This is a genomic window from Rheinheimera sp., from assembly GCF_036782235.1.
In the GTDB taxonomy this organism is placed as follows: domain Bacteria; phylum Pseudomonadota; class Gammaproteobacteria; order Enterobacterales; family Alteromonadaceae; genus Pararheinheimera.
Genome location: NZ_DAIPZL010000001.1, coordinates 151,575 through 176,828, shown reverse-complemented (window position 1 = coordinate 176,828; position 25,254 = coordinate 151,575). Strand labels below are relative to the sequence as shown.

The following is a 25,254-nucleotide window of genomic DNA, read 5'->3' as shown; positions in this document are numbered from 1 at the left end:
TGTGCCACTTTATGTTTGTCCTGGATGATGTTCCTTTGTTTAAGCTCCTGAAATGGAGCTTTTTTTTGCCTGCTAAACAGGCCGGCTGGTGAAGTCGCTACTGCTGTTTTTGCTGTTGATTTGGCTGTGGCAGGCTATGAGCTTTTATCAGGGATTATGGTGCTGTGATACCGCCATGATGGAGGGGATAAAACCGGGCAATCATAGATTGCCCGGCAGCTGGAAGGGTTAAACCGCATAGCTGTGGTTAAAACCTGCTTCGAGTTGATAGTCTTTTTGTTTGATACTGCTGACAAAATGCCAGTGACACTCTACCTGTGTTTTGCTGATAGCCAGTTGCATAAAACCACGGCGGTGCACATCACATTGTTTTAATTCAGAAATCAGCATCGGCAGCATCTGGGCAAATTGTTTGCTTTGGGTCTCGTTCAGTTTTAAATAAGACTCAAGCCCCGGTGATGACACCGATGCTGTGGCATATTCAACCCCTACTTTTTTACCGCGCATATCGGTCAGCTCTGACATCCAGGCATTGTGGGTGTCGCCCGCCAACACAATCAGCTGCTTTTTCATGGCTTGCACAGTAGCATAGAGTTGTTCACGCTCTGCAGGGTACCCATCCCAGGCATCCAGGTTGTACGGTAGTTGTGGTTGTTTTAACCTGGCCAGCTCAGCCGGGGTCAGGCTTGGGTCGTTCTGTTGTTCACGCGCTTTGAGCTTTGCCAAATCAGCCATTTGTGTCAGCAGCGCCGGGCCCGGATTTGCAAGACCTGCAATCAACTCAGCAGGTAAGGTCATTCTGGCCATCAACACCTGTTGCCCCAACAGCTGCCATTTGGTATCTGCACTGAGCATTTCCGCCTGTAACCACTGCATTTGGCTGGCACCCAGCAGCGCACGGCCTGGTGTCATTAAATCCTGGGCAAATCTGTTGCTGTCAAAACCGCCGGCACTAAAATAATTGGCATAGTCCAGCGGCTGACTGCGTGCTTCCAGCCGGGTATCCAGCATATAAATACTGGCCAAATCACCAAAGCGGAAATGACGGTACAAGGCTTTGCCGGCGTCTACTTTGGGTCGTATTGGCATCCATTCAAAATAGGCCTGTAAGGCAGCCAGTTTGCGATCCTGATAGCTGCCTTCGCTGCTCTGGTGGTTTTCAGCACCACTTTGCCAGGCATCGTTACAGACCTCATGGTCGTCCCACACCAGCAAAAATGCGTGTTGCTGATGGGCTTTTTGCAGCGCCGGATCTGTGCGGTAGCGTGCATAACGGCGGCGGTAGTCGGTTAAGCTGATAATTTCAGTATTGTTATCATCCGCTAAAGTACGGCCCAGTTTTACTGCATCTTCACCGGCATAACCATCAGTGGCATATTCGTAAATGTAATCGCCAAGATGCAACACGGCATCCAGCTCGGTACGCTTAGCAAGTTCCTGATATACATGAAAATATCCGGCCGGATAGTTACTGCAGCTGACAACGCCCAGTTGTATTTTTTCCGGACTGCCGCTTGGCAGGGTTTTGGTGTGGCCTATGGCAGAGCGGCTTTGCCGATCGGCAAAACGGTAATAATAACTTTTGCCCGGCAGCAGTCCTGTGACATCGACTTTACAGCAATAATCCGCCTGCTGACTGGCATCGACCCGGATGCGCTGCAGATCCTGGGTAAAATCACGGTCTGTCGCTATTTCCAGCAATAAAGCCACAGTGCTGACAGGTTGTGCCGGCGTGGCTCTGGTCCAGAGGACCACTCTGTCCTGCAAAGGGTCACCACTGGCAACACCATGGTCAAAACGGATAGTGGTGGCATTGTCCGGCAGGCTGTCATTGCTGCCAAGGCAACCACTGACGGTGGTCAGCCAGGCTGAGCCTGTTAATACAGCAGACATTTTTAAAAAATCACGGCGGTTCAGTCGGGTCATATTATTGCTCTTAGTGATAAGGTGTTGGCCAGCAGCACACTTTGGTGACTACTGTGACTTTGTGGGCCGTGCTACTACAGATAAAGCCTGATTTATTCGCAATATTGCAGTGATTTGTGGTTAAAAGTGGTGGATCTGCAATACATGCTGTGCAGCAGCCGGCGCACAGAACTTAAGATGGTTTTGTTAAAGTTAAATGTCTGAATTGTGATATTTGATTGCTTTTTTTATGACAAAGCAGGTAAGCCAGATGCCAGTACCAGAAAAAATTGGGGGGATTGGTGAAAACCAGCTGAGGTGATAGCAAAGCAGTTGTTGATAGCGGACGCTGTGGTAAGGCTGCTCTTAAAAGAACATGTCAGTTTAAGCGAGGAAGCTATCAGGGATGATACAAGAGGGTCTGAAAATGGTGGCCCCACCTGGACTTGAACCAGGGACCTGCCGATTATGAGTCGGATGCTCTAACCAACTGAGCTATAGGGCCGTGTCTTTGTGCAGCGACGAATGCGCCTGCAATAAAACGCAGGCAGTATAAGAAGATTTGTGGTTGTTGTCACTTGCTGATCTGGGCTTTTGTATTTCAATTGCTTGTTTTTTAAACGTCTTCGCTTTTGGTCATCAAATCAGCTGCGGGCCGACAGCCGATAGAGAGCTGGCAAGTGTAGCGTTAGCGCGCGTTTTTTTATGGTAGTCAGCCCCAAATAAAAAAGCGCCGCAAGGCGCTTTTTATGATGTTTGTAATGAGTTATCACCACAAAAGGCTGATAAGCCTAGGTCTATTCGTCCAGGAAGCTCTTTAATACTTCTGAACGGGAAGGGTGGCGCAGTTTACGCAGCGCTTTAGCTTCAATCTGACGGATCCGCTCGCGCGTTACATCAAATTGTTTACCCACTTCTTCCAGTGTATGGTCGGTATTCATATCGATACCAAAACGCATACGCAGTACCTTGGCTTCACGGGCGGTCAGGCCTGCCAGCACTTCGTTGGTCGCTGCTTTTAAGCTTTCCATGGTGGCTGAATCCAGTGGTGATTCTGACCCACTGTCTTCGATAAAATCGCCCAGATGCGAATCTTCGTCGTCACCAATTGGGGTTTCCATCGAAATTGGCTCTTTGGCGATTTTCAGCACCTTACGGATCTTATCTTCCGGCATGCCCATACGCTCAGATAATTCTTCCGGCGAAGGTTCACGACCCATTTCCTGCAACATCTGCCGCGAAATACGGTTCAGTTTGTTGATGGTTTCAATCATATGCACCGGAATACGGATGGTGCGCGCCTGGTCGGCGATTGAACGGGTGATGGCCTGACGGATCCACCAGGTGGCATAAGTAGAGAACTTATAACCACGACGGTATTCAAATTTATCTACAGCTTTCATCAAGCCGATGTTGCCTTCCTGAATTAAATCAAGGAATTGCAAACCGCGGTTGGTGTATTTTTTCGCAATAGAAATAACCAGACGTAAGTTGGCTTCCACCATCTCTTTTTTCGCACGGCGGGCTTTGGCTTCGCCAATCGACATACGGCGGTTAATATCTTTGATTTTGAAAATGGACAGGCCAGTTTCTTCTTCAATTTTGCGTAATTTGTCGGTTGAACGCACCAGCTCTTCGCGCATATCAGCCAGTTTGGCCGAATAAGGTTTGTTGCCGGCAATTTCGGCGTCAATCCAGGCGCTGCTGTTTTCGTTGCCGGTAAATGCCTTTAAGAAGTTTTTCTTCGGCATTTTGGCGTATTCAACACAGTGCTTCATCACAATACGTTCCTGGACGCGCACGCGGTCCATCATTTCACGCATGTTTTTGACCAGCCGGTCAAATTGTTTTGGCACTAAACGGAAACAACGGAAAACTTCAGACAGTTTTTCAATTTCTGCTTTGGTGGTTGCGTGTTCACGACCATTTTGTGTGATTGAATTGCGTGTGACTTCGTACTGAGTGCGCAGTTCAGCAAACTTAATTTTAGCCAGTTCCGGATCCGGACCAGTGTCGGCTTCGTCGTCGCCGTCTTCTTCTTCGTCGTCACCGGATAAATCGGCGTCTTCGTCAGCCAGCTCTTCTTCCGGCACGTCAGAACCGATATGAGTGGCCGTTGGTGCCATGTCGTCTACTTCGTTTGGATCAACAAAAGCAGAAACGATGTCACTTAAACGAATTTCTTCAGCTTCAAATTTATCCCACTGTTCCAGCAGGTAAGTAATGGCTTCCGGGTATTCAGCCACAGAAGTCTGAACCTGGTTAATGCCTTCTTCGATACGCTTAGCGATGTCAATTTCGCCTTCACGGGTCAGCAGTTCAACTGTGCCCATTTCGCGCATATACATCCGGACCGGATCTGTAGTGCGGCCCAGTTCTTTGTCGACGCTAACCAGTGCTTGTGCAGCTTCTTCCGCGGCGTCTTCATCCGGCGCAGCATCAGACATAATTAAATCGTCGGCATCTGGTGCAGTTTCAAACACCTGAATGCCCATGTCGTTAATCATGCGGATGATATCTTCGATCTGATCTGAGTCGATGATATCTTGTGGAAGGTGATCGTTTACTTCGGCAAAAGTTAAATAACCTTGCTCTTTACCTTTTAAGATAAGGAGTTTTAATTGCGACTGAGGATTATGCTCCATAGAGGCTGTTCTTCCACCCAAATATAGTTAAATTTCAAAAATGCGAATAAACGATTATAACAAAGCGCGGCTTTTCTAGCCAGCGAAGCGCGCTTATCCGCAGTTATTTGCTCTTAAATGCTTTTAACAGCATCACGTATTCGTGCTTCTCGGCCACCGTTAATTTGCTTAATTGGTCCTTGCGTTGTAAGGATTCAAGGCGCTGTTGCAAATATTGATCTTCGATTGAACGAAACGTATCTAAAAACTCCTGGGTTAGCTGTTCCTCGGCAACCTGATGGTCCCAAAGTGCCAGTTTGCTCAGAATGTTGTACTCAGGTAACTCACGCCAGTATTCCAGCAGCTGGGCTGTGGTTAACTGGGGTTTTTCCAATAACAGTTGCTGGATCGCCATCAGCAGCGGCATACCTGGCAAATTTGCCTGCGCCAGTTCAGGCGCCACCGGCATTACTTGGGCTAAAGCCGGATACTGTAATAACAACGCAATAGCACGGCGCATTGGTGTAATTTTGGTTTTTTGCACCACTACTGCTGCTTTACGGTTTTTGCCGGCAGTGATTTGTTGTTCTGTGCGTTTTCGCCCCACCAGATTGGCTAAGCGTTCCAGCAGGCTGTCACGGTAAAACTCACTTGGAATCAGCGCAATCATGTCATTGGCTTTGGCCCAGAGTGCCGATTTACCGGCATCACTGTTCACATCGAGCTCCTGTAATAAATGCTCAAACAGGTAGTTCCCCAATGACATGGCATCACCAAGTCGGGCTAAAAAGGCATCTTTGCCTTCTTTTTGTACTAAAGTGTCCGGGTCTTCGCCGTCGGGTAAAAATACAAAATTCAGTTCAACGCCGTCTTTTAAATTGGGCAGTGCACTTTGTAATGCACGCCAGGCGGCATCACGGCCAGCTCTGTCGCCGTCATAACAACAAATCACTTTGCTGCAGAATCTGAACATGGTTTGCATATGTTCAGAAGTAGTGGCCGTGCCAAGGCAAGCCACCGCAAACTGGATGCCGTGTTCAGAAAGCGCCACCACATCCATATAACCTTCCACCACCAGCAACTGCTCAAGACGGTCTTGCTGCTGTCTGGCTTCATACAAACCGTAAAGTTCACGGCCTTTGTGAAAAAGCCGGGTTTCCGGTGAGTTCAGATATTTAGGGGTGCCGTCACCCAGCACCCGGCCGCCAAAACCAATCACCCGGCCGCGTTTATCGCGGATAGGGAACATAATACGGTCGCGGAAAAAGTCGTATTCGCGGCCATTTTCATTACGGTTGGTCAGTTTTAATTCAAACAGCTGGTCGCGGTTATTTTTACCTTGCCCCAGTTGTTTTAATAATAAATCCCAGCTGTCCGGCGCATAACCAATCCCATATTTATGAATGGTGGCTGCCGACAACCCCCTTTTGGCAACATAAGCTGCAGCCTGAGGGTGCAAATTCAGCTGTTGTTGATAAATATGTGCAGCTTTTTGCATCTGGCTGTAATCGTCAGCGCTGCCCTGAACATAGGTTTTGCCTTTAGAGCCAGCTTCACGCGGCACTTCCAGATGATGTATTTTGGCAAGCTCTTCAATAGCTTCTACAAATTCGAGCTGTTCAAAGGCCATCATAAAGCTGATGGCATTGCCGTGCGCACCACAACCAAAACAGTGATAAAACTGTTTTTCGGCACTCACAGTAAAAGAAGGTGATTTTTCGTTATGGAAAGGGCAACAAGCGGTATGGTTTTTACCGGCTTTTTTTAACGGCACCCGTAAATCTATTAATTCAACGATGTCGGTTCTTGCCAGCAAATCGTCGATAAAGGGCCTTGGGATTTGTCCTGCCACCTTTTTCCTTTTGCTACAAAATGCTCATTTCAGAAAAAGACAAACCGTGCGCGAGGCACGGTGTGCAGTTTAACAGCGGTTACCGTTGTTTCAGGCGGTTAGCTTAGCTTGCTTTTCACCAGACTGCTCAAAGCGCCCATATCGGTGCGACCCTGAACCTGTGGTTTTAGCCATGCCATCACTTTGGCCATGTCTTGCATTGAGCTGGCTCCTGTCGCGGCCACTGCCTGCGTCAGTAAATTATTCAGCTCAGCCTGAGTTAAGGCTTGCGGTAAAAACTGCTCAATAATCGCAATTTCAGCCAGCTCTGTTTCAGCGAGGTCTGCTCTGCCACCGGCGGCATATTGACTTGCTGACTCTTTGCGTTGTTTTGACATTTTAGTCAGAACTGCAAGAACGTTGGCATCATCAGGTACCATTTGCAGGTCGATCTGGCGTTGTTTAACTTCAGCCAGTGCCATACGGATGGTATTCAGACGCAATTTGTCTTTGGCACGCATTGCGTCTTTTTGTGCTTCCTGAAGTTGCTCTAACAGAGCCATCTGAGGAATCCGATCTTAGTAAAGCTTGATGCGACGTGCGTTTTCGCGAGAAAGCTTTTTCATGTGGCGCTTAACAGCAGCAGCTTTCTTACGTTTACGAACCCACGTTGGCTTCTCGAAAAATTCTTTGGCGCGTACGTCAGCTAATACACCAGCTTTTTCGCAAGAACGTTTGAAACGACGTAAAGCAACGTCAAATGGTTCGTTTTCTTTTACTTTCACTACAGGCATTAAAATCTCACCTCGGTTAATCTGGATACCGCGTTCTGGTCAGCGGCTAACCAATACGTTTAAATTTGGTGCGGCATTTTACTCAAAAGCCTGACCCAAAGTAAAGCAAATATATGCTTTGCTGGCTCTGTTGCCCAGATCCCGTTACAATCCGCGGCTTCGAGGTCAGTAATGGGGCAAAAAAATGCGGGTTCTTGGGATTGAAACTTCCTGTGACGAGACGGCTATTGCGGTTTATGACGGCAAACAGGGCTTATTAAGCCATGTGTTGTATAGTCAGATTGCATTACATGCCCAATATGGTGGTGTGGTGCCTGAGCTGGCGTCACGTGATCATATCCGCAAAACTTTGCCGCTGATCCAGCAGGCGCTGGCTGAAGCAAACTGCACAGCAGATAGCATAGATGCGGTTGCTTATACAGCCGGCCCTGGCCTTGCCGGCGCTTTATTGGTTGGCGCCGCTATTGGCCGCAGTCTGGCTTTTGCCTGGGGCAAACCTGCGCTGGCGGTGCATCATATGGAAGGGCACTTATTGGCCCCTATGCTGGAAGCCAATGCGCCGGCCTTTCCTTTTATTGCGCTGTTAGTGTCCGGTGGCCATACCCAGTTGGTGAAAGTGGATGGCATTGGTTTATACGAGTTACTGGGCGAGTCGGTTGATGATGCCGCTGGCGAAGCTTTTGATAAAACAGCCAAATTAATGGGGCTGGATTATCCGGGTGGACCCTTACTGGCAAAACTGGCGCTGCAGGGAAACAACAAAAAATACAAATTTCCGCGCCCTATGACCGACAGACCTGGCCTTGATTTTAGCTTTAGTGGTTTAAAAACAGCAGCCGCTCATGTGATTGCCAGTGAGGGCAATAGCCCGCAGGTGCAGGCTGATATTGCCGCTTCTTTTCAGCAGGCTGTGGTAGATACCCTGGTGTTTAAATGCCGGCGGGCACTGCAGGAAACGGGGCTGAAACGACTGGTGGTGGCAGGTGGCGTCAGTGCCAATCAGTCACTGCGTGAACAGCTGGAGCAGCTGTTAAAAAGTCTTAAAGGTGAAGTGTATTATCCGCGAAAAGAATTCTGCACCGACAATGGTGCCATGATTGCTTACGCCGGTTATCAGCGTCTGATGGCTGGACAGCATCAGGATTTAACCATAGGCGTCACACCGCGCTGGCCTATGACGCAGCTGCCACCGCTTTAATACTGCAGGGCACAGAAGGGTTATCTGATGTTATTGATGATCGACAATTACGACTCTTTTACCTACAACCTGGTGCAGTATTTTGCTGAGCTTGGGCAGGATGTTGTGGTGCGGCGTAATGACGAAATTTCGCTGGCAGATATAGCTGCATTGGCTCCTGATTATCTGGTGATTTCTCCTGGTCCCTGCACCCCGAATGAAGCCGGAATTTCACTGGAGACCATCCGGCGTTTTGCCGGGGAGATACCCATTTTAGGGGTTTGTTTGGGCCATCAGGCGATAGCTCAGGCTTTTGGCGCTCAGGTAGTTCGGGCCCGTCAGGTGATGCACGGTAAAAACTCTTTGATTAAACACAACAACTTGTCGATGTTTCAGGGATTAAACAACCCCTTGAGTGTCACCCGTTATCACTCTTTGGTGGTTGCCGCCGACACTTTATCGGATGAGTTTGTGCTGACGGCCTGGACTGAACAGGCCGATGGCAGTATTGATGAAGTGATGGGTATGATGCACCGTACTTTGCCGCTGCATTCGGTGCAGTTTCACCCAGAAGCGATTTTAACCGAGCAGGGGCATCAACTTTTGGCGAATTTTCTGGCAATAACACGCCGTTAAACGACTCTTGGTTGACAGTGTTTAGGCGTAATTGCACACTGACCTGCTATTAAATGAGGGAAAGCTAAAACAGCATGTCGATTGCAGTAGTGTTACAACAGCGTTTTTTTGATTGCATCCTTGAAGTCAGTCCGGATCAAGCCCGGATCGGCGTTAAACGTTCTTCGCAGCAAGCTGCTGCCGCCTCAGATAAAAGAACTTTATTGGCTGTTGAACAACAAGCCATGCAAAACCGCCAGGCCGGTGTTGTGGCTAAACAACAGTTTCTGGAATTTACCCAGGCCCATTTGCATGATCAGGTGGCTGAAGAGCTGTTCTTAAAACTCAGTAAATTTGAAACTGTGTCTAATACAGTGTTTAACCTGGCCGATGGTTTTCCTGCGGTGCTGGATGCGCTGAGCGCTAAAGCTGTGACACTGAGCCAGCTTGAAGCTTTGATCAATCCTGTGGATTGGCTCAAAGAAGATTTACTGAAACTGGCCAATCAGCCGCAATACCGCAAAAAAGTTGCCACTTCTTTTGTCAAAGAGCTGAAAGTGGCGTTAGGTATGTTTGGCATTGAAAGCCTGAAACAAATTATTCCGCTGTTTGCGTTTAAACGTTGTTTACCACATTCCACCGACCCTTTTACCCGCTTTAAAACCAATATCTGGGAATACAGCATGGCGGTGGCGATGGCGGCAAAACGTTTAGCCGAAGAAAGTGGCGACAACGCTTTTGTCGCCTTTTGCACCGGTTTATTCCAGAGCCTGGGGTATCTGGTGGTCACCCGTACTTATCTGCGCACTTATGCGCAGGTGAAACAGGATGCACTACTCAAAGCCAGGGATGCCCGCGACACTGAGCTGACCAACGCACTGGACAGCCTGAATGCCGATGCCAGTTTCTTGACCAGTTGTTTTGCTGAGTTTTCTGCGTTTATCAGCGCCGATTTAGTGTCGAAGTGGCAGTTAAAACGGATGCCGCTGGGGCAGACTTTAGACCAGCTGGCTGAAGGTGTTGGTTTTCAGGGCGCCGGACCTTTAGCCAAACTGGTGCAGCAGGCCGATTATTTTGCGCAGGCCCAGTGGCTGAAACGTCACCGCCAGTTATCAGAAGCCGAAGATTTATTGTGGCGCCAGCAGGTGCAACTAAGGCCCGAATACCTGGAAATTTTGCAAAATACCAGGTTGGATAAAGTCAGCCTCGAATAAAAAACGAATTTTTTTTGCCATATTCATGCAACAGCAAGAGCTTTGGGAGCACCCCAGCTTGGCTGTTGCATGCTAACAAGGCTGCCGCAGCCAGTTGCATTATCACTCTGCTTAGTTATTCACCCGAACTGCAAATCTATCTGCAGCCCTTGATTTTCTTGGGTTTTGCGCTTTTTCATTCAAGACTTTCAAATGTTATTCTGTAATAATAATTGTCAATCTGAACAAAAAAACAGCGGCTGATCCAGCCTGTGCTGTGACTGTGCCGCGGCTTGCAGGCCCGGTTCAACCTTATCCCAGGAGAAGATGATGTCTGAAACATTTGCAGTGACCCGTGCTTTATTCGACGAAGTTATGGTACCCAATTATGCACCAGCCAATTTAATTCCGGTGCGTGGTCAGGGTTCAAGGGTCTGGGATCAACAGGACAAAGAGTATGTTGATTTTGCCGGTGGTATCGCAGTGAACTGTTTAGGCCATTGTCACCCGGCTTTGGTGAATGCACTGACCACTCAGGCCAATAAACTCTGGCATTTAAGTAACGTGATGACCAACGAGCCAGCGCTGCGTCTGGCAAAAAAACTGGTTGACAGCACTTTTGCCGAAAAAGTGTATTTTGCCAACTCAGGTGCTGAAGCCAACGAAGGTGCATTAAAACTGGCGCGCCGCTGGGCTTTGGATAACTTCGGCGAGCAAAAACAAGACATTATTTCATTTGGCAAAAGTTTCCACGGCCGTACTTTTTTCACGGTGACAGTGGGCGGTCAGGCGGCTTATTCTGACGGTTTTGGCCCTAAACCAGGTGCGGTTTATCATGCCGAATATAACAATCTGGACAGTTTAAAAGCGCTGATTTCTGACAATACCTGCGCTGTTATCCTGGAACCTATTCAGGGTGAAGGCGGTATTATTCCGGCAACGGCGGAGTTTATTAAAGGTGTGCGTGAGCTTTGTGATAAACACAAAGCGCTGCTGATTTTTGATGAAGTACAAACCGGCGTGGGCCGTACCGGTCATTTATACGCTTATATGCAATATGGTGTCACTCCGGACATTCTGACCAGCGCCAAATCCCTGGGCGGTGGTTTTCCGATTGGCGCTATGCTGACCACCACTGCTATTGCCGCACATTTAAAAGTAGGTACCCATGGTTCTACTTACGGCGGTAACCCTTTGGCCTGTGCTGTGGCCGAAGCTGCGCTGGATACCATCAATACCCCCAAGGTGCTGGCGGATGTGCTGGCTAAAGAAGCGTTGTTCCGCTCTGAACTTTCGCGTATTAATGCCAAATATGATGTGTTTACTGAAGTGCGGGGTCAGGGCATGTTGTTGGGGGCAGCGCTGAATGAAAAATTTAAAGGCCGCTCGCGCGACTTTTTGCTGGCCAGTGCCGATCAGGGTTTGTTTGTGCTGATGGCAGGTTACGACGTGGTGCGTTTTGCCCCCAGCCTGGTGATCCCGGATGCTGACATTATCGAAGGTATGGCGCGGTTTGAGCGTGCTGTAGCCAAGGTCGTACAGGGTTAAGCATCAAAGCGCTGCTATGGCAGCGCCGCCCGGATTGCCTGTGCAGCACTGCGCCGGCAGTCTGAGCGAACCCGGCCGGCTGAGGCGGGTCAAATGAGTAGCTGTGACAATAAGCCAATACAGGCGGCACAGCATAAATAAAGCAAAAAAATGGCAGGACTGAAGCACCTGCCACCCAATTGGAGTAAGCGACGATGATGATTATTCGCCCAATCCGCGCTGCTGATTATCCTGCTCTCTACGAGATGGCAGTCGAGTCCGGCCACGGTTTTACCTCTTTGCCGGTCAACGACGAATTGTTGCAGCGCAAAATTAACCGCTCTGAAGCCTCTTTTGCCAAAGAGATCCAAAAACCCGGTGACGAAGGTTATTTGTTTGTGCTGGAAGACACAGACACCGGCCATATTTGTGGTACCAGTGCCATAGAAGCCGCTGTTGGTCTGGATGATGCGTTTTATCATTATCACCTGGGCAAAGTGGTGCATACCTCAAGGGCGCTGGGGGTGTACAACACAGTTGATATTCTGACTTTGTGTAACGACTACACAGGTGCCACTGAACTTTGCACCCTATTCCTTCGGGAAAACCGCAGGTTAAAACATAATGGTAAGTTATTATCCAGGTTCCGCTTTTTGTTTATGGCGGAATTTCGTGAGCGTTTTGCCGACCGGGTGATCGCCGAAATGCGCGGCGTTTCTGATGAAAAAGGCAATTCACCGTTCTGGCAATGGCTGGAAGAGCACTTTTTTTCGGTGGATTTTCCAACTGCAGACTACCTGACCGGCATAGGGCAAAAAGTATTTATTGCTGAATTGATGCCCAAATACCCGATTTACGTCAGTTTACTCAGTAAAGAAGCCCAGGCGGTGATTGGTCAGGTGCATGAAAAAACCAAACCGGCGTTAGCCTTGCTGCACTCTGAAGGTTTTTCCACCACAGGTTATGTCGATATTTTTGATGCCGGCCCGACAGTGGAAGCCAAGCTTGAGCATATCCGCACAGCGCGCAACAGCCGCCGGTTACAGGTGCGGGTCAAAGATGTCAGCGGTGGTCAGCCTTATCTGATTTGTAATACCGACCGGATGAATTTCCGTGCCGGTTGGGCGCATTTACATGTCAGTGAAAGCAGTGACGAAGTGAATCTGCCGCTGGATATTGCCGCGGGTTTACAGGTGCAGGATGGCGACTGGGTGCGGTTAGCACGGTTATAAGCGCAAGCAACAATTGGAATTTTCAGCATGACAACTCATTTTATTAATGGTCAGTGGCAGCAGGGTCAGGGCCAGCTTTTTGTATCAACAGACCCTGCGAAAAATCAGCAGATTTGGCAAGGCCAGGCTGCAAGCGAAGTTCAGGTAGACGCTGCTTTTCAGGCGGCGCGTGCTGCTTTTGAAGCCTGGGCCGATTTATCTTTTAGCGCGCGCTCTGACGTGGTGAAAAATTTTGCGCAGAAGCTCAATGAACACAAAGAAGCGTTGGCGCTGACCATTGCTGAAGAAACAGGTAAACCTTTGTGGGAAACCCGCACTGAAGTGGCCGCCATGATTGGCAAAATTGATATTTCGATTCGTGCTTATCAGGAGCGCACCGGCGAAAAAGAAAACCCAATGCCACAGGGCCGGGCTTTTATCCGGCATAAACCTCATGGTGTGGTGGCGGTGTTTGGTCCTTATAACTTCCCTGGCCATTTACCCAATGGTCATATAGTGCCGGCTTTGCTGGCCGGTAACACTGTGGTGTTTAAGCCCAGTGAAATGACCCCAAAAGTAGCAGAAGCCACGGTGAAGTTATGGCAGGAAGCGGGTTTACCTGCCGGTGTGCTGAATTTAGTGCAAGGTGAAGTAGCCACTGGTAAAGCCGTGGCGGCGCACTCTGAGCTGGATGGTTTGTTTTTTACCGGCAGCTCCCGCACCGGTCACTATTTACATCAGCAGTTCTCAGGGCGGCCGGATAAAATTCTGGCGCTGGAAATGGGCGGTAATAACCCGCTTATTGTCACTAAAGTGGCCGATATTGATGCTGCAGTGCACGATATTATTCAATCGGCTTTTATTTCTGCCGGTCAGCGTTGTACCTGTGCCCGCCGTTTGTACTTGCCACAAGGCGCACAAGGCGACGCCATTCTGGCGCGTTTGCTGGACGTGACCAGCAAGCTGAAAGTGGGCTTGTATGATGCTGAGGATCAACCTTTTATTGGCTCTATGATTTCCAATAAAGTGGCGCTTGGTATGCTGGCAGTGGAAAAACAGCTGGTGGAACTGGGGGCTCAGGTGTTATTGCCGATGCGGTTATTGGCGCAAGGCACAGGCTTATTAACGCCAGGTATTGTCGAATGTAGCAATACAGCGGCTTTGCCGGATGAAGAGCATTTTGGGCCACTGCTGAAGGTATTCAGATTCAGTGATTTTGACGACGCCATTCGTCAGGCCAATCACACCAGTTTTGGTTTATCAGCAGGGTTGTTGTCGGATGATGAAGCGCTGTACCAGCGATTTTTCCGCCGGATCCGAGCTGGTATTGTCAACTGGAACCGGCCTATCACCGGCGCCAGCTCGGCCGCTCCTTTTGGTGGTATAGGTGGCAGTGGTAATCACAGAGCCAGCGCTTATTATGCCGCTGATTATTGTGCTTACCCTGTGGCGTCAGTGGAGCTGAACCGTCTGGAAATGCCGGCGCAGTTATCACCTGGTTTGCAGTTTTAACCAGGGCGCTTGAGCCATCCAAATCAGGGGCACTTTGATGCCCCTGTTTTTTTAATTGAAGTTTCAGTTTTTTGCCAGCGTCGTGCAACGACGCTTTTAATAAAAATATTTTTGCTCAGTGCTTTACGCTGCTTCGCGTTCTGTGGCAGATTTGACTACTCTTTCACTACTTCGCTTTTTTGGTTAATCGCATGGTCACAGATAAACCCGGTTATGAACATCTGATCCAGTTTTTAACTGAACACTTAGCCTTGTTTGAAAAAGCTGGCACAGCCACCTCTGATGGCAAAACTTTGGGTGTTATTATTGAAGAGCGTATTGCCGAGCAGATCATCCAGCTTTGCACTCAGCATACCGAGCTTGAAACCATTCACCGCAGCCAGATTATCCGTGAAGTAGACGGAATTATGTATGACTTCCAGGAAGTGCTTGCGTCTGTGTTAAACCGTCCCGCCACCGAAGAGCAAATTGAATTAATTAACGAAGTTGCTTTGTTGATTAAAAACCTGTTTGACAACGCTATTGCCCACCTGATGGATTAATCCGGCAAATAGAGCCGCATTGGCTGGCTTGCGCTGCCCACATTTTGTAGAATAACCGCCTGATTTTTAATGGAGCAACAAAATGGCAGGCGATAATCAATTACATGCAACGGTAAGCTGGGCTGGCGACAGTAATTTTATTGGCCGCTCCGGTACTGGCCATGCGGTGGTGTTTGATTCCAATAAAGATTCTGGCGTAGCGCCAACCCCAATGGAAATGTTGTTAATGTCGGCCGGCGCCTGTTCATCGGTGGATGTGGTTAGCATTTTGCAAAAAGCCAAACAACAAGTGACGAACTGCCGTGTGGTACTGACCGGCGAACGGGTTGACACTATTCCGCGGGTATTTAGTAAAATTCACCTTCATTTTGAAGTAACAGGTTTTGATGTCAGCGAAAAACACGTGGAGCGCGCCGTAAACCTGTCAGCAGAAAAATACTGCTCAGTGTCTATTATGTTGCAACAAGCGATGGAAGTAACTCACTCGTTCAGCGTCCACCCTTCTGAAGTTCAGCCGCAAAGCTGAGATAAGTTTGAATACACTATACTGCTGATGCCCGACACCGGCAGTGGAGATTGAATACCGTGGTAAAACCTTTTGAAAAATTGAAGCTGCATGGCTTTAACAATTTAACCAAAAGCTTAAGTTTCAGCATTTACGATATTTGTTATGCCCCGACCGAACAGGACAGGCAGGAATATATTTCTTATATTGACGAGCAATATAACGCCGACCGTCTGACCGATATCCTCAGTGAAGTGGTAGACATTATTGGTGCCAATATTCTGAATGTAGCCCGTCAGGATTATGATCCGCAGGGCGCCAGTGTCACCATTCTGGTGTGTGAAGAGCCGATTGATAAACCGGAAAACGCCAAAAGCGATAACTCAGAGCAGCCAGGACCGTTGCCCGAAGCTGTGGTGGCGCATCTGGATAAAAGCCATATTTGTGTGCACACCTATCCGGAACATCACCCGCACGGCGGCATCTGTACTTTCCGCGCTGATATTGAGGTGTCGACCTGTGGTGTGATTTCACCACTGAAAGCCTTGAATTATCTTATTCACAGTTTTGAATCTGACATTGTCACCATCGACTACAGAGTGCGGGGTTTTACCCGAGATGTGAATGGCGTTAAACACTATATCGACCATCCTATTCATTCAATCCAGAACTTTATGGATGCCAATACCAAAAATGCCTTCCAGATGGTGGATGTGAATGTGTATCAGGAAAACCTGTTCCACACCAAAATGATGCTCAAAGAGTTTGATTTAAATAATTATTTATTTGGTGCAGGCATAGATTCGCTAAGCAGTGACGAGCAAAAAGACATCAGTAAAAAAGTAAAACGCGAAATGCGGGAAATTTTTTACGGCCGTAATCTGCCCGATATGAACTGATGTGCAGATAAATACTTAGCCAATAAAAAAACCGCTGCATGCGGTTTTTTTATGCTTGTTCGGCCAGAACATTATTCCAGCCAGTTCACCTGGCCTCTGGCCTGACGGCGTTTAAGCATCAGCTCTTCTATCAGCGGCGTTAAAATCAGCTCCATAGCCAAACCCATTTTGCCACCCGGCACCACCAGCGTATTGACCCTCGACATAAAAGAGCCGTTGATCATCTGCAGGTAATACGGGAAATCCACATGTTTAATGCCGCGAAAGCGGATCACCACAAAACTTTCATCCAAAGACGGAATATCTTTGGCACTGAAGGGGTTGGAGGTGTCCACTGTTGGCACCCGCTGAAAGTTAATATGAGTGCGTGAAAACTGCGGTGTGATGTGATTGATGTAATCGTCCATGCTACGCACTATGCTGGCCATCACGGCTTCACGCGAATGGCCACGCTCTGAAGTGTCGCGGATAATTTTCTGGATCCATTCCAGATTGACGATAGGCACCATGCCTATCAGTAAATCCACATGCTGCGCCACATTGTGCTGTTCAGTAACCACACCTCCATGCAGGCCTTCGTAAAACAATAAGTCGGTGTCGGGGCGCAAATCCTGCCAGGGCGTAAAAGTGCCCGGCAACTGGTTATAAGGCACGGCTTCGTCAAAGGTGTGCAGATAACGCCTTACTTTGGCCATGCCCTGTTCGGCATAACTGGCAAAACAGTTTTCCAGCGCGCCAAAATCGTTGGCTTCGGCGCCAAAATAGCTGATGTATTTGCCTTGCTCTTTGGCTTTCCGAATGGCAACGTCCATTTCCGGGCGACTGAATTTATGAAAACAGTCACCTTCCACCATGGCAGCATCAATGCCTAAGCTTCTGAATATATGCGAAAAAGAGTTAGTGGTGGTGCTGGTGCCGGCGCCACTGGAACCTGTGACGGCAATAATAGGATTGCGTTCTGACATAACTTCTCTGCCTCATTTGCCTTGGCCTTACCATAAAGGATAAAGTGAAAACTTCGCAACCGCTTTTGTCGTGCCAAGGCAAAGCTGCCGTACCACTTATAAAGGAAGGACCTTGATGGCTGTTCTTAAAAAGCTTTTGTTTATCAGTACGTTTTCTGCTGCCAGTCTGGTTCAGGCACAAACGGCAGCGCCACAGTTTGATATTTATCTGGCTGATTTGCATCAGCAAAAAATCAGTCATGTCAAAAAGGTGAATAACAACAGCGGTTACCAGAATCAGCCGGCTTTTAGCAGTGATGGTCGCTTTTTATACTGGACCTCAGAGCAAAAAAACGGCGATGCCAGTCAGATGGATATCGCCAGCCTGGAGCTTAGCACCGGCAAAACCGGTCTGTACCGTGCCACAGCACTGAGTGAATTTTCACCTACTGTTTTGCCAGACGCTGCCTTGTCGGCTGTAGTGGTCGAAGCCGATGGCACACAGCGGTTATGGCGTATTCCGGCTCAGGGCGAGGCCAAAGCCTTGTTTGCCGAACCAAAAGACGTGGGTTATCACGCCTGGGGCCCAGAGGGTGATTTATTATTATTTATTCTGGGCAAAGACGAAGCCGACCATCAGATTGCTTATCGCAGTAGCACAGGTGAATTAAAAACGCTGGCAAAAAATATCGGCCGTGCGCTGGCGTGGCGCCCTGGCAGCCAGCAAGGATATTTTACCGAAAAACAAGGGGATAGATTGTCGTTAAGTTGGTTTGATACTGGCAGGAACACACTTAAATCCAAACAGATATTGTTGCCACAAACAGGGCAGGATCTGCGCTGGTTGAACACAAATACATTATTAGTATCTGCCGGCAGCAGCATTTATAGCTGGCAACCAGGAGCAAACAGCTGGCAGCTCTGGCTGGATTTAAGCAAAAGCTGCAACGGCAGTGTCAGCCGTTTTAGCATCAGCCCCAATCAGCAGAAACTGGCCTTTGTCTGCCAGCCAAAAGCGGAGAGCGCAACATGAGTGTATTAATTTGGGTGGCTTTTGCCTTGGTGCTGGTGATTTACCTGGCGCGTATTCCGGTCATTCAGGCACAAAAAAAACTGGGCGGTTATGACTACCATAATCCACGCGCGCAACAGGCCAAACTGGAAGGTTTGGGACAGCGTGCCAATGCGGCGCATCACAATAGTTTTGAAGCTTTACAGCTGTATCTGGCGGCTTTTATTGCTTGTGTCGCCAGTGGCAACACTGATGTTTTAATGCAGCAACTGGCGGTGTTTTATCTGATTTGCCGGGTGCTGTTTGTGTTGTTGTACTGGCTGGATAAAGCTTATTTACGTTCAGCTGTGTGGGTCCTTGGCTGTGCCGCTATTTTAACCATGCTGGTGCGCTCTGCTTTAGCTGTGGCCTGATCCAAACCTCAACTTAACACAAAGGGGCCATTGGCCCCTTTGTTGTTTCCTGCTTGTTATCAGAATTTAAAATCCATCAGCAAAGGGTCGTGATCTGAAGAGCGGAACGGCGTCGGCGCGTACAGGCTCTGCTGCTGATGTTTTGACTTAAATTCAGTGTTGTAATCAAGCACGGCCGGCTCGTCGGCATTAATGTTCCAGTGCTGGAACTGTGTCAGTTGTTTGGCAAGGCTTGGGCTGGCCAGCGCATGGTCCAGACTGCCGGAGCGGCCACGATAGACAAAAGACCAGTGCTGACCTTCACCTGCCAGATGCACAAAACCGGCTTGCTCCAACGTTTTTACCGGATCTTCCATCCGATATGCATTTAAATCACCAATCACCAGCTGATGTGGTGTTTGAATGCCTGTTGGGTGACTAGCCAGCCAGCTGGCCAGCGCTTTGGCGGCTTTGACCCGGCTTGGGTTCCAGCAGGACTGGCCATCATTTTGATCGCTATCCGGCATCTGTTGTTTCGGGCAGCTGCCTTTGGATTTAAAGTGGTTAATGCTGACGGTAAATTCAGTGCCTGAGGCCGGATGACGGAAACTTTGCGCCAGAGGCGGCCGGCTGCCGCGATCAAAAGGCGCATCCAGATTCACTGCGGCTTCACCAATTGGGCTGACCACCGCCTTTCGGTAAATCATTGCCACTTTAATATCGTCACCACCAGGTTTTACCTTGGTGCTGACAAAAGCGTATTGTGCACTGCCCAGTTGCTGGTTCAGGCTACTTACGATAGTGGCAATGGCGCTGTCAGCAGCTTCACCATTGTTCTCTACTTCAAGTAAACCTATGACATCAGCGTTTAATGCCGTTAGAGTGGCCAGCATTTTGGCTTGTTGCCGCTTTAACTCTTCTGCGTTGCTGGCGCCTCTTTTGGTTGGAAACTGAGGATTATTGCCGGCGCCGGTAAAGAAGTTCAGCACATTAAAACTGGCCACCCGCACAGTGTCGGCTGCTTTGGTGTTGGGGGCTGTTTGTCTTGGGTTGGCACTGTGAAACTGTGGTGCCTGGCTGACCAGCAAACGGTAACCGGCTTTGGTCTGCACCAGATAACCTTCAACCCCCTGCACTTTATCACCCACCCGCACTGTGTTCACTGCAGTTAAGCCGCCGGTAGGGAAGGCAATAGGTTCGGCATTTTGTTTGTTGTTGTGATCATCAATGACAATTTCATGCAGCTGCTGTTGCTGCTCAAAAGCGCTGGCGGTTTTGCCCGGTTGTGTCACTTCTGTTGCGACAAACAATCTTTTGTCGGCCAATAACAGCTCACCGTAACGCGCCAGGCCATAACTGTCGTTCACCACCAGCTGTTGTGGCAGGCTCAGCCAATGACCTTCCAGACTTTCCCAGTCGGATAACTGCTTAACCGGCAAGGTTAGGCTGGTTTTGCGCACCGGCTGTTGGTCAGCACAAACACTGCTGTTGCTGATATTGGTTAAGGCCGTCATTTGTTGCAGTTCACGTACTGTGCCTGTCAGCTCAAGCACTTGCCCTTGCTGATAAAGGCCGGCCAGTTCTTTGTCGGCGATTAAAATCGCTTCTGCTGTCTGGGGATTGTCATCCGGCTGCACACTTTGCAGCAACAACATCGGCTGTTTGCTGTGCTGATATAAAATGCCAAGCACCACCCCCTGAGTGGTCAGGGTTTTGCCAACTAAAGGGCTTTGTGTGCCAGGGCCCTGAATGTCGGCAATGGCGGTAAATTCTTTACTGCATTTAGCAGCCAGCGGCAGCGACAATAAAGAACAACTCAGGGGCAACAGCACCCAAGCAGCAGTGGAAAAATTCATTGGAATGTCCTGACAGAAAAAGCGCAGCAGAGCGCGATAGCGGCTTAGCTTAATCAAAGTGGCCAGACAAACAAAGGGGCTTGGTATAAAGTGCCGGATTTTAACGATAAAAAAGGCAGCCGTCGGCTGCCTTTTGCTTATTAAAGTGATCACCAGCCGTTATTTTTGCTGTTCGCGGGCAATGGCTCTGTAACCAATATCACGGCGGCTGAATACACCTTGCCACTGAATTTGATCAACCAGCTGATAAGCCGCTTGTTGTGCTGCTGTGACATTGGCACCTAAAGCAGTGGCACATAACACCCGGCCACCTGCTGTCAGTACCTTGCCATCTTCCAGTTTGGTACCGGCGTGGAATACTTTGGCTTCACGGCTGTCGGCTTGCGGCAAACCGCTAATCACATCACCTTTACGGTAATCATCAGGGTAACCACCGGCTGCCAGCACCACACCCACTGCAGCGCGACTGTCAAAGGCAATTTCCGTTTGGTCGAGCTTGCCCTCAACGGCGTTCTGGCACAGCTCAACTAAATCCGACTGCAGACGCATCATAATGGGTTGCGTTTCAGGGTCACCAAAACGGCAGTTAAACTCCAGCACTTTACAGGTGCCATTTGGGGCTACCATCAGGCCGGCATATAAAAAGCCTGTGTACACAGTGCCTTCTGCTGCCATACCATTCACTGTTGGATAAATCACGTTTTGCATCACCCAGTCGTGCACGGCCGGAGTCACCACTGGCGCTGGTGAATAAGCGCCCATACCACCGGTATTCGGGCCTTTGTCGCCATCGTCGCGGGCTTTGTGATCCTGACTGGACGCAAAAGCCAGGGCTTTTTTACCATCAACCATCACGATAAAAGAGGCTTCTTCACCGACCAGAAACTCTTCAATCACCACCCGGCTGCCGGCATCACCAAATTTGTTGCCGGACAGCATATCTTCAATAGCGGCAAAAGCTTCAGCTTCAGTCTGGGCAATAATCACCCCTTTGCCGGCCGCTAAACCATCAGCCTTGATCACAATAGGAGTGCCTTGTTCAGCCACATAAGCTTTGGCGTCGGAGATATCGCTGAAAGTGCCATAAGCTGCGGTCGGGATATGATGGCGGGCTAAAAAGTCTTTGGCAAAGGCTTTGGAGCTTTCCAGCTGAGCAGCAGCTTGGGTCGGGCCAAAAATTGCCAGACCGGCAGCGCGGAAGCTGTCCACCACACCGCGGGCCAGTGGGGCTTCAGGGCCCACAATGGTCAGCTCAATCTGCTCGGCCTTGGCAAACGCCAATAAAGCCGGCACATCGTCCGCGGCAATGGCCACATTCTGCAGATTGTTTTCCAGTGCAGTACCGGCGTTACCCGGAGCGACAAACACCTGGCTGACTTTTGGCGATTGGGCTGCTTTCCACGCCAGGGCGTGTTCGCGGCCACCGCCGCCTATGACTAGAACTTTCATCGATACATCCACTTAATTGGCTTGGGGTTGATAAATTATTCAGCTTTTTTACGGAATTTCAGTGTCATACGGTCGCTTTCACCGATGGCAATATATTTGGCTTTATCCTGCTCTTTTAGCGCCAGCACTGGCGGTAAAGTCCAGACACCTTTTGGATGATCCGCAGTATCTTTTGGATTGGCGTTCACTTCACTGGTGCCATCGAGCACAAAACCAGCCTGCTCAGCCACACGGATCACCATGCTTTGTGGCATATAACCCGACTCAGTCCAGTCAGTATTAAGTTTGCTTTCCGGTAAACGGTGTTCAACCACACCCAAAACACCACCTGGTTTTAGTGCAGTGTGGAAAGTTTTAAAAGCGGTCAGCAGGCTGGCTTCACCTTTGTCTTTTTCGTACCAGTTGTGCAGGTTACGGAAGGTCAGTACCACATCAGCTGTGCCGGCAGGTGCCACTTCATAAAATTTATCCGGCGCAAAACCTGTCACTGTCACTGCACTGTATACAGGGTCGGATGCCAGTTTTTCCAGATAAGCAGCACGGGTTCTTTTGGCGTAATCAGAGGTGGCATCGGCAGGCTGATGCGCGGCGTAATATTTGCCTTTTTCTTTTAATAATGGCGCCAGAATTTCGGTGTACCAGCCGCCGCCAGGGGAAATTTCCACCACAGTGCTGTCGGCTTTGACATCAAAAAAGCTCAGGGTTTCGTATGGGTGGCGGTGGACGTCGCGCGCTTTATTCACCGCACTGCGGTTTGGATGATTAATGGCTTCTCTTAAAGCGTTAGTGGCGGCGTAACTTGGTAAGGTATTGATAGTGCAAGCGAATAAGCCTGCGAGTACAACGAACTTGGTCAAAGCTTTCATGCGATCGATCCTTGTTGTGTTGAGGAGGCGCTAGTTTAGCAAAGCTGATTCAGCTTTGCAGTGGCAAATGGACAAATTCGCCATTTGCCCCGACCAGTGAAATTTGTTTGATTTTGGATGTCTACACATCCGAATTTTGCGCGCAGTCGTAAAATCCTTATGCTAAAATGCCGCTCTTTTTTCAGGCGCTATGCTTTTTCCGGGAATTTTCATTTTATGCTCGATCAAATCCGCATTGTTCTGGTTGGAACCTCACACACCGGCAATATCGGCTCTGTCGCCCGGGCGATGAAAACCATGGGCTTAAGTCAGTTATGGCTGGTATCCCCCAAAGAATTGCCCGATGGTCAGGCCTATGCCTTGTCGGCCGGTGCCAGCGAAGTGCTGGCCAATGCCAAAGTAGTCGATACGCTGGAAGAGGCCATCGGCGATTGTGGTCTGATTGTTGGCGCCAGCGCCCGTTCCCGTACTTTGTCCTGGCCTATGCTGGAGCCGCGTGAATGTGGTGAAAAAGCAGTGCAGGAGGCAACACAAAAGCCGGTGGCACTGGTGTTTGGCCGCGAGAATAACGGCCTGACCAACGAAGAGTTGCAGCTGTGCAATTTCCACGTCTGTATTCCGGCTAACCCTGAATACAGTTCGCTGAACCTCGCGATGGCCGTGCAAATCGTGACTTATGAAGTGCGGGTAGCGGCGCTTGCCGCCAAACCTGTAGCTGTTGAAGCTGATGAAACCCAGTATCCGACGTCTTTGCAGATGGAAAGGTTTTTTGTCCATCTGGAAGAAACGCTGAACGACACCGGTTTTATTATCAAACAACACCCGGGTGTGGTAATGACCAAACTGAAACGTTTATTTACCAGAGCCAGGCCGGAAGAAGCAGAGCTGAATATTCTGCGTGGCATTTTAACTTCAGTGCAGCGTAAGCAAAAACAACAGAGCCAAAGCGAATAAGCCACAGCGGCAAAGGACAATTCCATGTTTGCAGGTATCAAAGAAGATATTAAAAGTGTGTTTGACCGGGATCCGGCGGCGCGCAGTTTTTTTGAAGTGCTGACCAATTACCCCGGTTTGCACGCCATCTGGTGGCACCGGATGAACCACAAACTCTGGTTGGCCGGCTGGAAATGGCTGGCGCGGTTTTTAAGCACTATAGCCCGCTGGTTCACAGGGGTGGAAATTCACCCAGGCGCGAAAATTGGCCGGCGTTTTTTTATCGACCATGGCATGGGTGTGGTGATAGGTGAAACTGCCGAAATTGGTGATGACGTGACTTTGTACCATGGTGTGACTTTAGGTGGCACCAGCTGGAATCCGGGTAAACGCCACCCCACTTTAGGTAACAACGTGGTGATAGGCGCTGGCGCAAAGGTGTTAGGTCCCTTGTATGTCGGCGAGAACGCCCGTATTGGTTCCAATGCTGTGGTGGTCAAAGACGTGCCAGCCGGTGCCACTGTGGTGGGGATCCCGGGCCGTATTGTCGCCAAACAGGATTCAGCAGTATCTGAGCAGCGGCAGAATCTGGCGAAAAAATTTGGTTTTGACGCTTATGCTGTGGCCAGTGACAATCCGGATCCTGTTGCCAATGCCATAGGCCGCATGCTGGATCATATTCATTGCCTCGACAACAAAGTGGCCGAACTTTGTAAGAGTGTCAATGACTTAGGTGGCAACGTTTGTGACGCTGTGCCCAGCATGGATATTGGTGATGAAGCTTTTTTAGCGGCTGAACGTGAAGCGGCCGAGCAACGCAAAAAGGCGCATGAAGAGTTTGATCCGACGATTTAGCATGAGCTGAGATTTATATCCGGTGCCATGACCATAATAGTTGACTGTTTTAGTAGGTTTTATACTTGACTAAATCAGTCAGGAATGTACAATTTGCGCCATTCTCAGGTCGAAGCTAATGGGGTCAGGATGAGGTTAACATCGAAAGGGCGTTATGCCGTGACTGCAATGCTGGATGTGGCGCTACACACCAGTTCAGGTCCGGTGCCGCTGGCAGATATTTCTGCCCGGCAGGAAATTTCGTTGTCTTATCTTGAACAATTGTTCGCCCGGTTGCGTAAACAGGGTTTAGTCAGCAGTGTGCGTGGCCCGGGTGGTGGTTATCAGCTGGGCAAACCGGCCGCTGAAATTTCAGTGTCTGAAGTGATCAGCGCCGTAGATGAGTCGGTAGACGCAACCCGTTGTCAGGGCAAATCTGACTGTCAGGGCGGCGCCAAATGCCTGACCCATACCTTGTGGAGTGACTTAAGTCACCGGATTGAAGATTTTCTGACCCAAATAACTTTGGGTGAATTGGTCAGCCAGAATGAAATTCAGAGCGTGGCCAAGCGGCAGGACAGCCGCCTGTTAAAGAACCCTGAAACTGAAATTGAAGTCAGCTGCCAGTTGTAA

At 49.3% G+C, this 25,254-nt stretch carries 22 protein-coding genes, 1 tRNA gene and 1 pseudogene; 14 read left to right on the top strand and 10 right to left on the bottom strand.

Annotated features, from left to right (window positions below; translation table 11 throughout):
• Positions 1–228: 228 nt before the first annotated feature.
• The 6 genes from V7P87_RS00760 to rpsU form a co-directional block, all read right to left on the bottom strand.
• Positions 229–1,926 carry an alkaline phosphatase D family protein gene (locus V7P87_RS00760; protein WP_333795715.1) on the bottom strand — a complete coding sequence of 566 codons (1,698 nt, stop codon included), beginning with the start codon at positions 1,924–1,926 and terminating at the stop codon, positions 229–231.
• Positions 1,927–2,333: 407 nt separating this feature from the next.
• Positions 2,334–2,410, bottom strand: a tRNA-Ile gene (locus V7P87_RS00755).
• Positions 2,411–2,702: 292 nt separating this feature from the next.
• Positions 2,703–4,550 carry an RNA polymerase sigma factor RpoD gene (rpoD, locus tag V7P87_RS00750; RefSeq protein WP_260655607.1) on the bottom strand — a complete coding sequence of 616 codons (1,848 nt, stop codon included), beginning with the start codon at positions 4,548–4,550 and terminating at the stop codon, positions 2,703–2,705.
• Positions 4,551–4,653: 103 nt separating this feature from the next.
• Positions 4,654–6,381: a DNA primase gene (gene dnaG / locus V7P87_RS00745; protein WP_333795714.1), complete on the bottom strand. Its 1,728-nt coding sequence runs from the start codon at positions 6,379–6,381 to the stop codon at positions 4,654–4,656.
• Between the two features lie 98 nt (positions 6,382–6,479).
• The gene (locus tag V7P87_RS00740; RefSeq protein ID WP_333795713.1) at positions 6,480–6,923 is read right to left on the bottom strand and encodes a GatB/YqeY domain-containing protein; all 444 of its coding nucleotides are present in this window, start codon (positions 6,921–6,923) and stop codon (positions 6,480–6,482) included.
• Between the two features lie 15 nt (positions 6,924–6,938).
• Complete coding sequence (gene rpsU, locus V7P87_RS00735; RefSeq protein WP_031567241.1) at positions 6,939–7,154, bottom strand: 30S ribosomal protein S21; 216 nt, start codon at positions 7,152–7,154, stop codon at positions 6,939–6,941.
• A gap of 184 nt (positions 7,155–7,338) precedes the next feature.
• Between rpsU and tsaD the strand changes: the two genes are divergently transcribed.
• From tsaD to speD, 9 genes are all read left to right on the top strand, one after another.
• A complete protein-coding gene (tsaD, locus tag V7P87_RS00730) occupies positions 7,339–8,352 on the top strand; it encodes a tRNA (adenosine(37)-N6)-threonylcarbamoyltransferase complex transferase subunit TsaD (RefSeq protein ID WP_333795712.1) in 1,014 nt (337 codons plus the stop codon).
• 27 nt (positions 8,353–8,379) lie between these two features.
• The gene (locus V7P87_RS00725) at positions 8,380–8,967 is read left to right on the top strand and encodes an anthranilate synthase component II (RefSeq protein WP_333795711.1); all 588 of its coding nucleotides are present in this window, start codon (positions 8,380–8,382) and stop codon (positions 8,965–8,967) included.
• Between the two features lie 74 nt (positions 8,968–9,041).
• Entirely contained in the window at positions 9,042–10,160 is a 1,119-nt protein-coding gene (locus tag V7P87_RS00720) for an HDOD domain-containing protein (protein WP_333795710.1), read from the top strand.
• Positions 10,161–10,469: 309 nt separating this feature from the next.
• Positions 10,470–11,687, top strand: coding sequence for an aspartate aminotransferase family protein (locus V7P87_RS00715; protein ID WP_333795709.1), 1,218 nt, complete (start codon positions 10,470–10,472; stop codon positions 11,685–11,687).
• A 194-nt stretch (positions 11,688–11,881) separates the two neighbouring features.
• Entirely contained in the window at positions 11,882–12,898 is a 1,017-nt protein-coding gene (gene astA / locus V7P87_RS00710) for an arginine N-succinyltransferase (RefSeq protein ID WP_260655614.1), read from the top strand.
• Positions 12,899–12,925: 27 nt separating this feature from the next.
• Positions 12,926–14,389, top strand: a complete 1,464-nt coding sequence (astD, locus tag V7P87_RS00705) for a succinylglutamate-semialdehyde dehydrogenase (protein WP_333795708.1) — start codon at positions 12,926–12,928, stop codon at positions 14,387–14,389.
• Positions 14,390–14,580: 191 nt separating this feature from the next.
• Complete coding sequence (locus V7P87_RS00700) at positions 14,581–14,931, top strand: DUF3802 family protein (protein ID WP_260655616.1); 351 nt, start codon at positions 14,581–14,583, stop codon at positions 14,929–14,931.
• A gap of 82 nt (positions 14,932–15,013) precedes the next feature.
• Entirely contained in the window at positions 15,014–15,457 is a 444-nt protein-coding gene (locus tag V7P87_RS00695; protein WP_260655617.1) for an OsmC family protein, read from the top strand.
• Between the two features lie 59 nt (positions 15,458–15,516).
• Positions 15,517–16,335, top strand: a complete 819-nt coding sequence (speD, locus tag V7P87_RS00690; protein ID WP_296300241.1) for an adenosylmethionine decarboxylase — start codon at positions 15,517–15,519, stop codon at positions 16,333–16,335.
• Between the two features lie 71 nt (positions 16,336–16,406).
• Here the strand turns inward: speD and V7P87_RS00685 are convergent, their stop codons facing one another.
• Positions 16,407–17,300, bottom strand: a complete 894-nt coding sequence (locus V7P87_RS00685; RefSeq protein ID WP_333795707.1) for a phosphoribulokinase — start codon at positions 17,298–17,300, stop codon at positions 16,407–16,409.
• Positions 17,301–17,415: 115 nt separating this feature from the next.
• Here V7P87_RS00685 and V7P87_RS00680 point away from each other — a divergent pair, with 115 nt between their 5' ends.
• Both V7P87_RS00680 and V7P87_RS00675 read left to right on the top strand, forming a co-directional pair.
• Positions 17,416–18,312 carry a TolB family protein gene (locus tag V7P87_RS00680; RefSeq protein ID WP_333795706.1) on the top strand — a complete coding sequence of 299 codons (897 nt, stop codon included), beginning with the start codon at positions 17,416–17,418 and terminating at the stop codon, positions 18,310–18,312.
• Positions 18,309–18,704 carry an MAPEG family protein gene (locus tag V7P87_RS00675; RefSeq protein ID WP_333795705.1) on the top strand — a complete coding sequence of 132 codons (396 nt, stop codon included), beginning with the start codon at positions 18,309–18,311 and terminating at the stop codon, positions 18,702–18,704. Before V7P87_RS00680 ends, V7P87_RS00675 begins: the two co-directional genes overlap by 4 nt.
• A gap of 59 nt (positions 18,705–18,763) precedes the next feature.
• Here V7P87_RS00675 and V7P87_RS00670 read toward each other — a convergent pair whose 3' ends face one another.
• From V7P87_RS00670 to V7P87_RS00660, 3 genes are all read right to left on the bottom strand, one after another.
• Complete coding sequence (locus V7P87_RS00670) at positions 18,764–20,539, bottom strand: ExeM/NucH family extracellular endonuclease (protein ID WP_333795704.1); 1,776 nt, start codon at positions 20,537–20,539, stop codon at positions 18,764–18,766.
• A gap of 159 nt (positions 20,540–20,698) precedes the next feature.
• Complete coding sequence (gene purD / locus V7P87_RS00665; RefSeq protein ID WP_333795703.1) at positions 20,699–21,988, bottom strand: phosphoribosylamine--glycine ligase; 1,290 nt, start codon at positions 21,986–21,988, stop codon at positions 20,699–20,701.
• A gap of 35 nt (positions 21,989–22,023) precedes the next feature.
• Complete coding sequence (locus tag V7P87_RS00660; protein WP_296300250.1) at positions 22,024–22,854, bottom strand: class I SAM-dependent methyltransferase; 831 nt, start codon at positions 22,852–22,854, stop codon at positions 22,024–22,026.
• A gap of 216 nt (positions 22,855–23,070) precedes the next feature.
• On the opposite strand from V7P87_RS00660, the gene trmJ reads away from it, so the two are divergent.
• From trmJ to iscR, 3 genes and pseudogenes are all read left to right on the top strand, one after another.
• A complete protein-coding gene (gene trmJ, locus V7P87_RS00655; protein ID WP_333795702.1) occupies positions 23,071–23,808 on the top strand; it encodes a tRNA (cytosine(32)/uridine(32)-2'-O)-methyltransferase TrmJ in 738 nt (245 codons plus the stop codon).
• A 21-nt stretch (positions 23,809–23,829) separates the two neighbouring features.
• Positions 23,830–24,642, top strand: a pseudogene (gene cysE / locus V7P87_RS00650) (serine O-acetyltransferase); the annotation flags it as partial.
• Between the two features lie 129 nt (positions 24,643–24,771).
• Positions 24,772–25,254: a Fe-S cluster assembly transcriptional regulator IscR gene (gene iscR, locus V7P87_RS00645; protein WP_260655627.1), complete on the top strand. Its 483-nt coding sequence runs from the start codon at positions 24,772–24,774 to the stop codon at positions 25,252–25,254.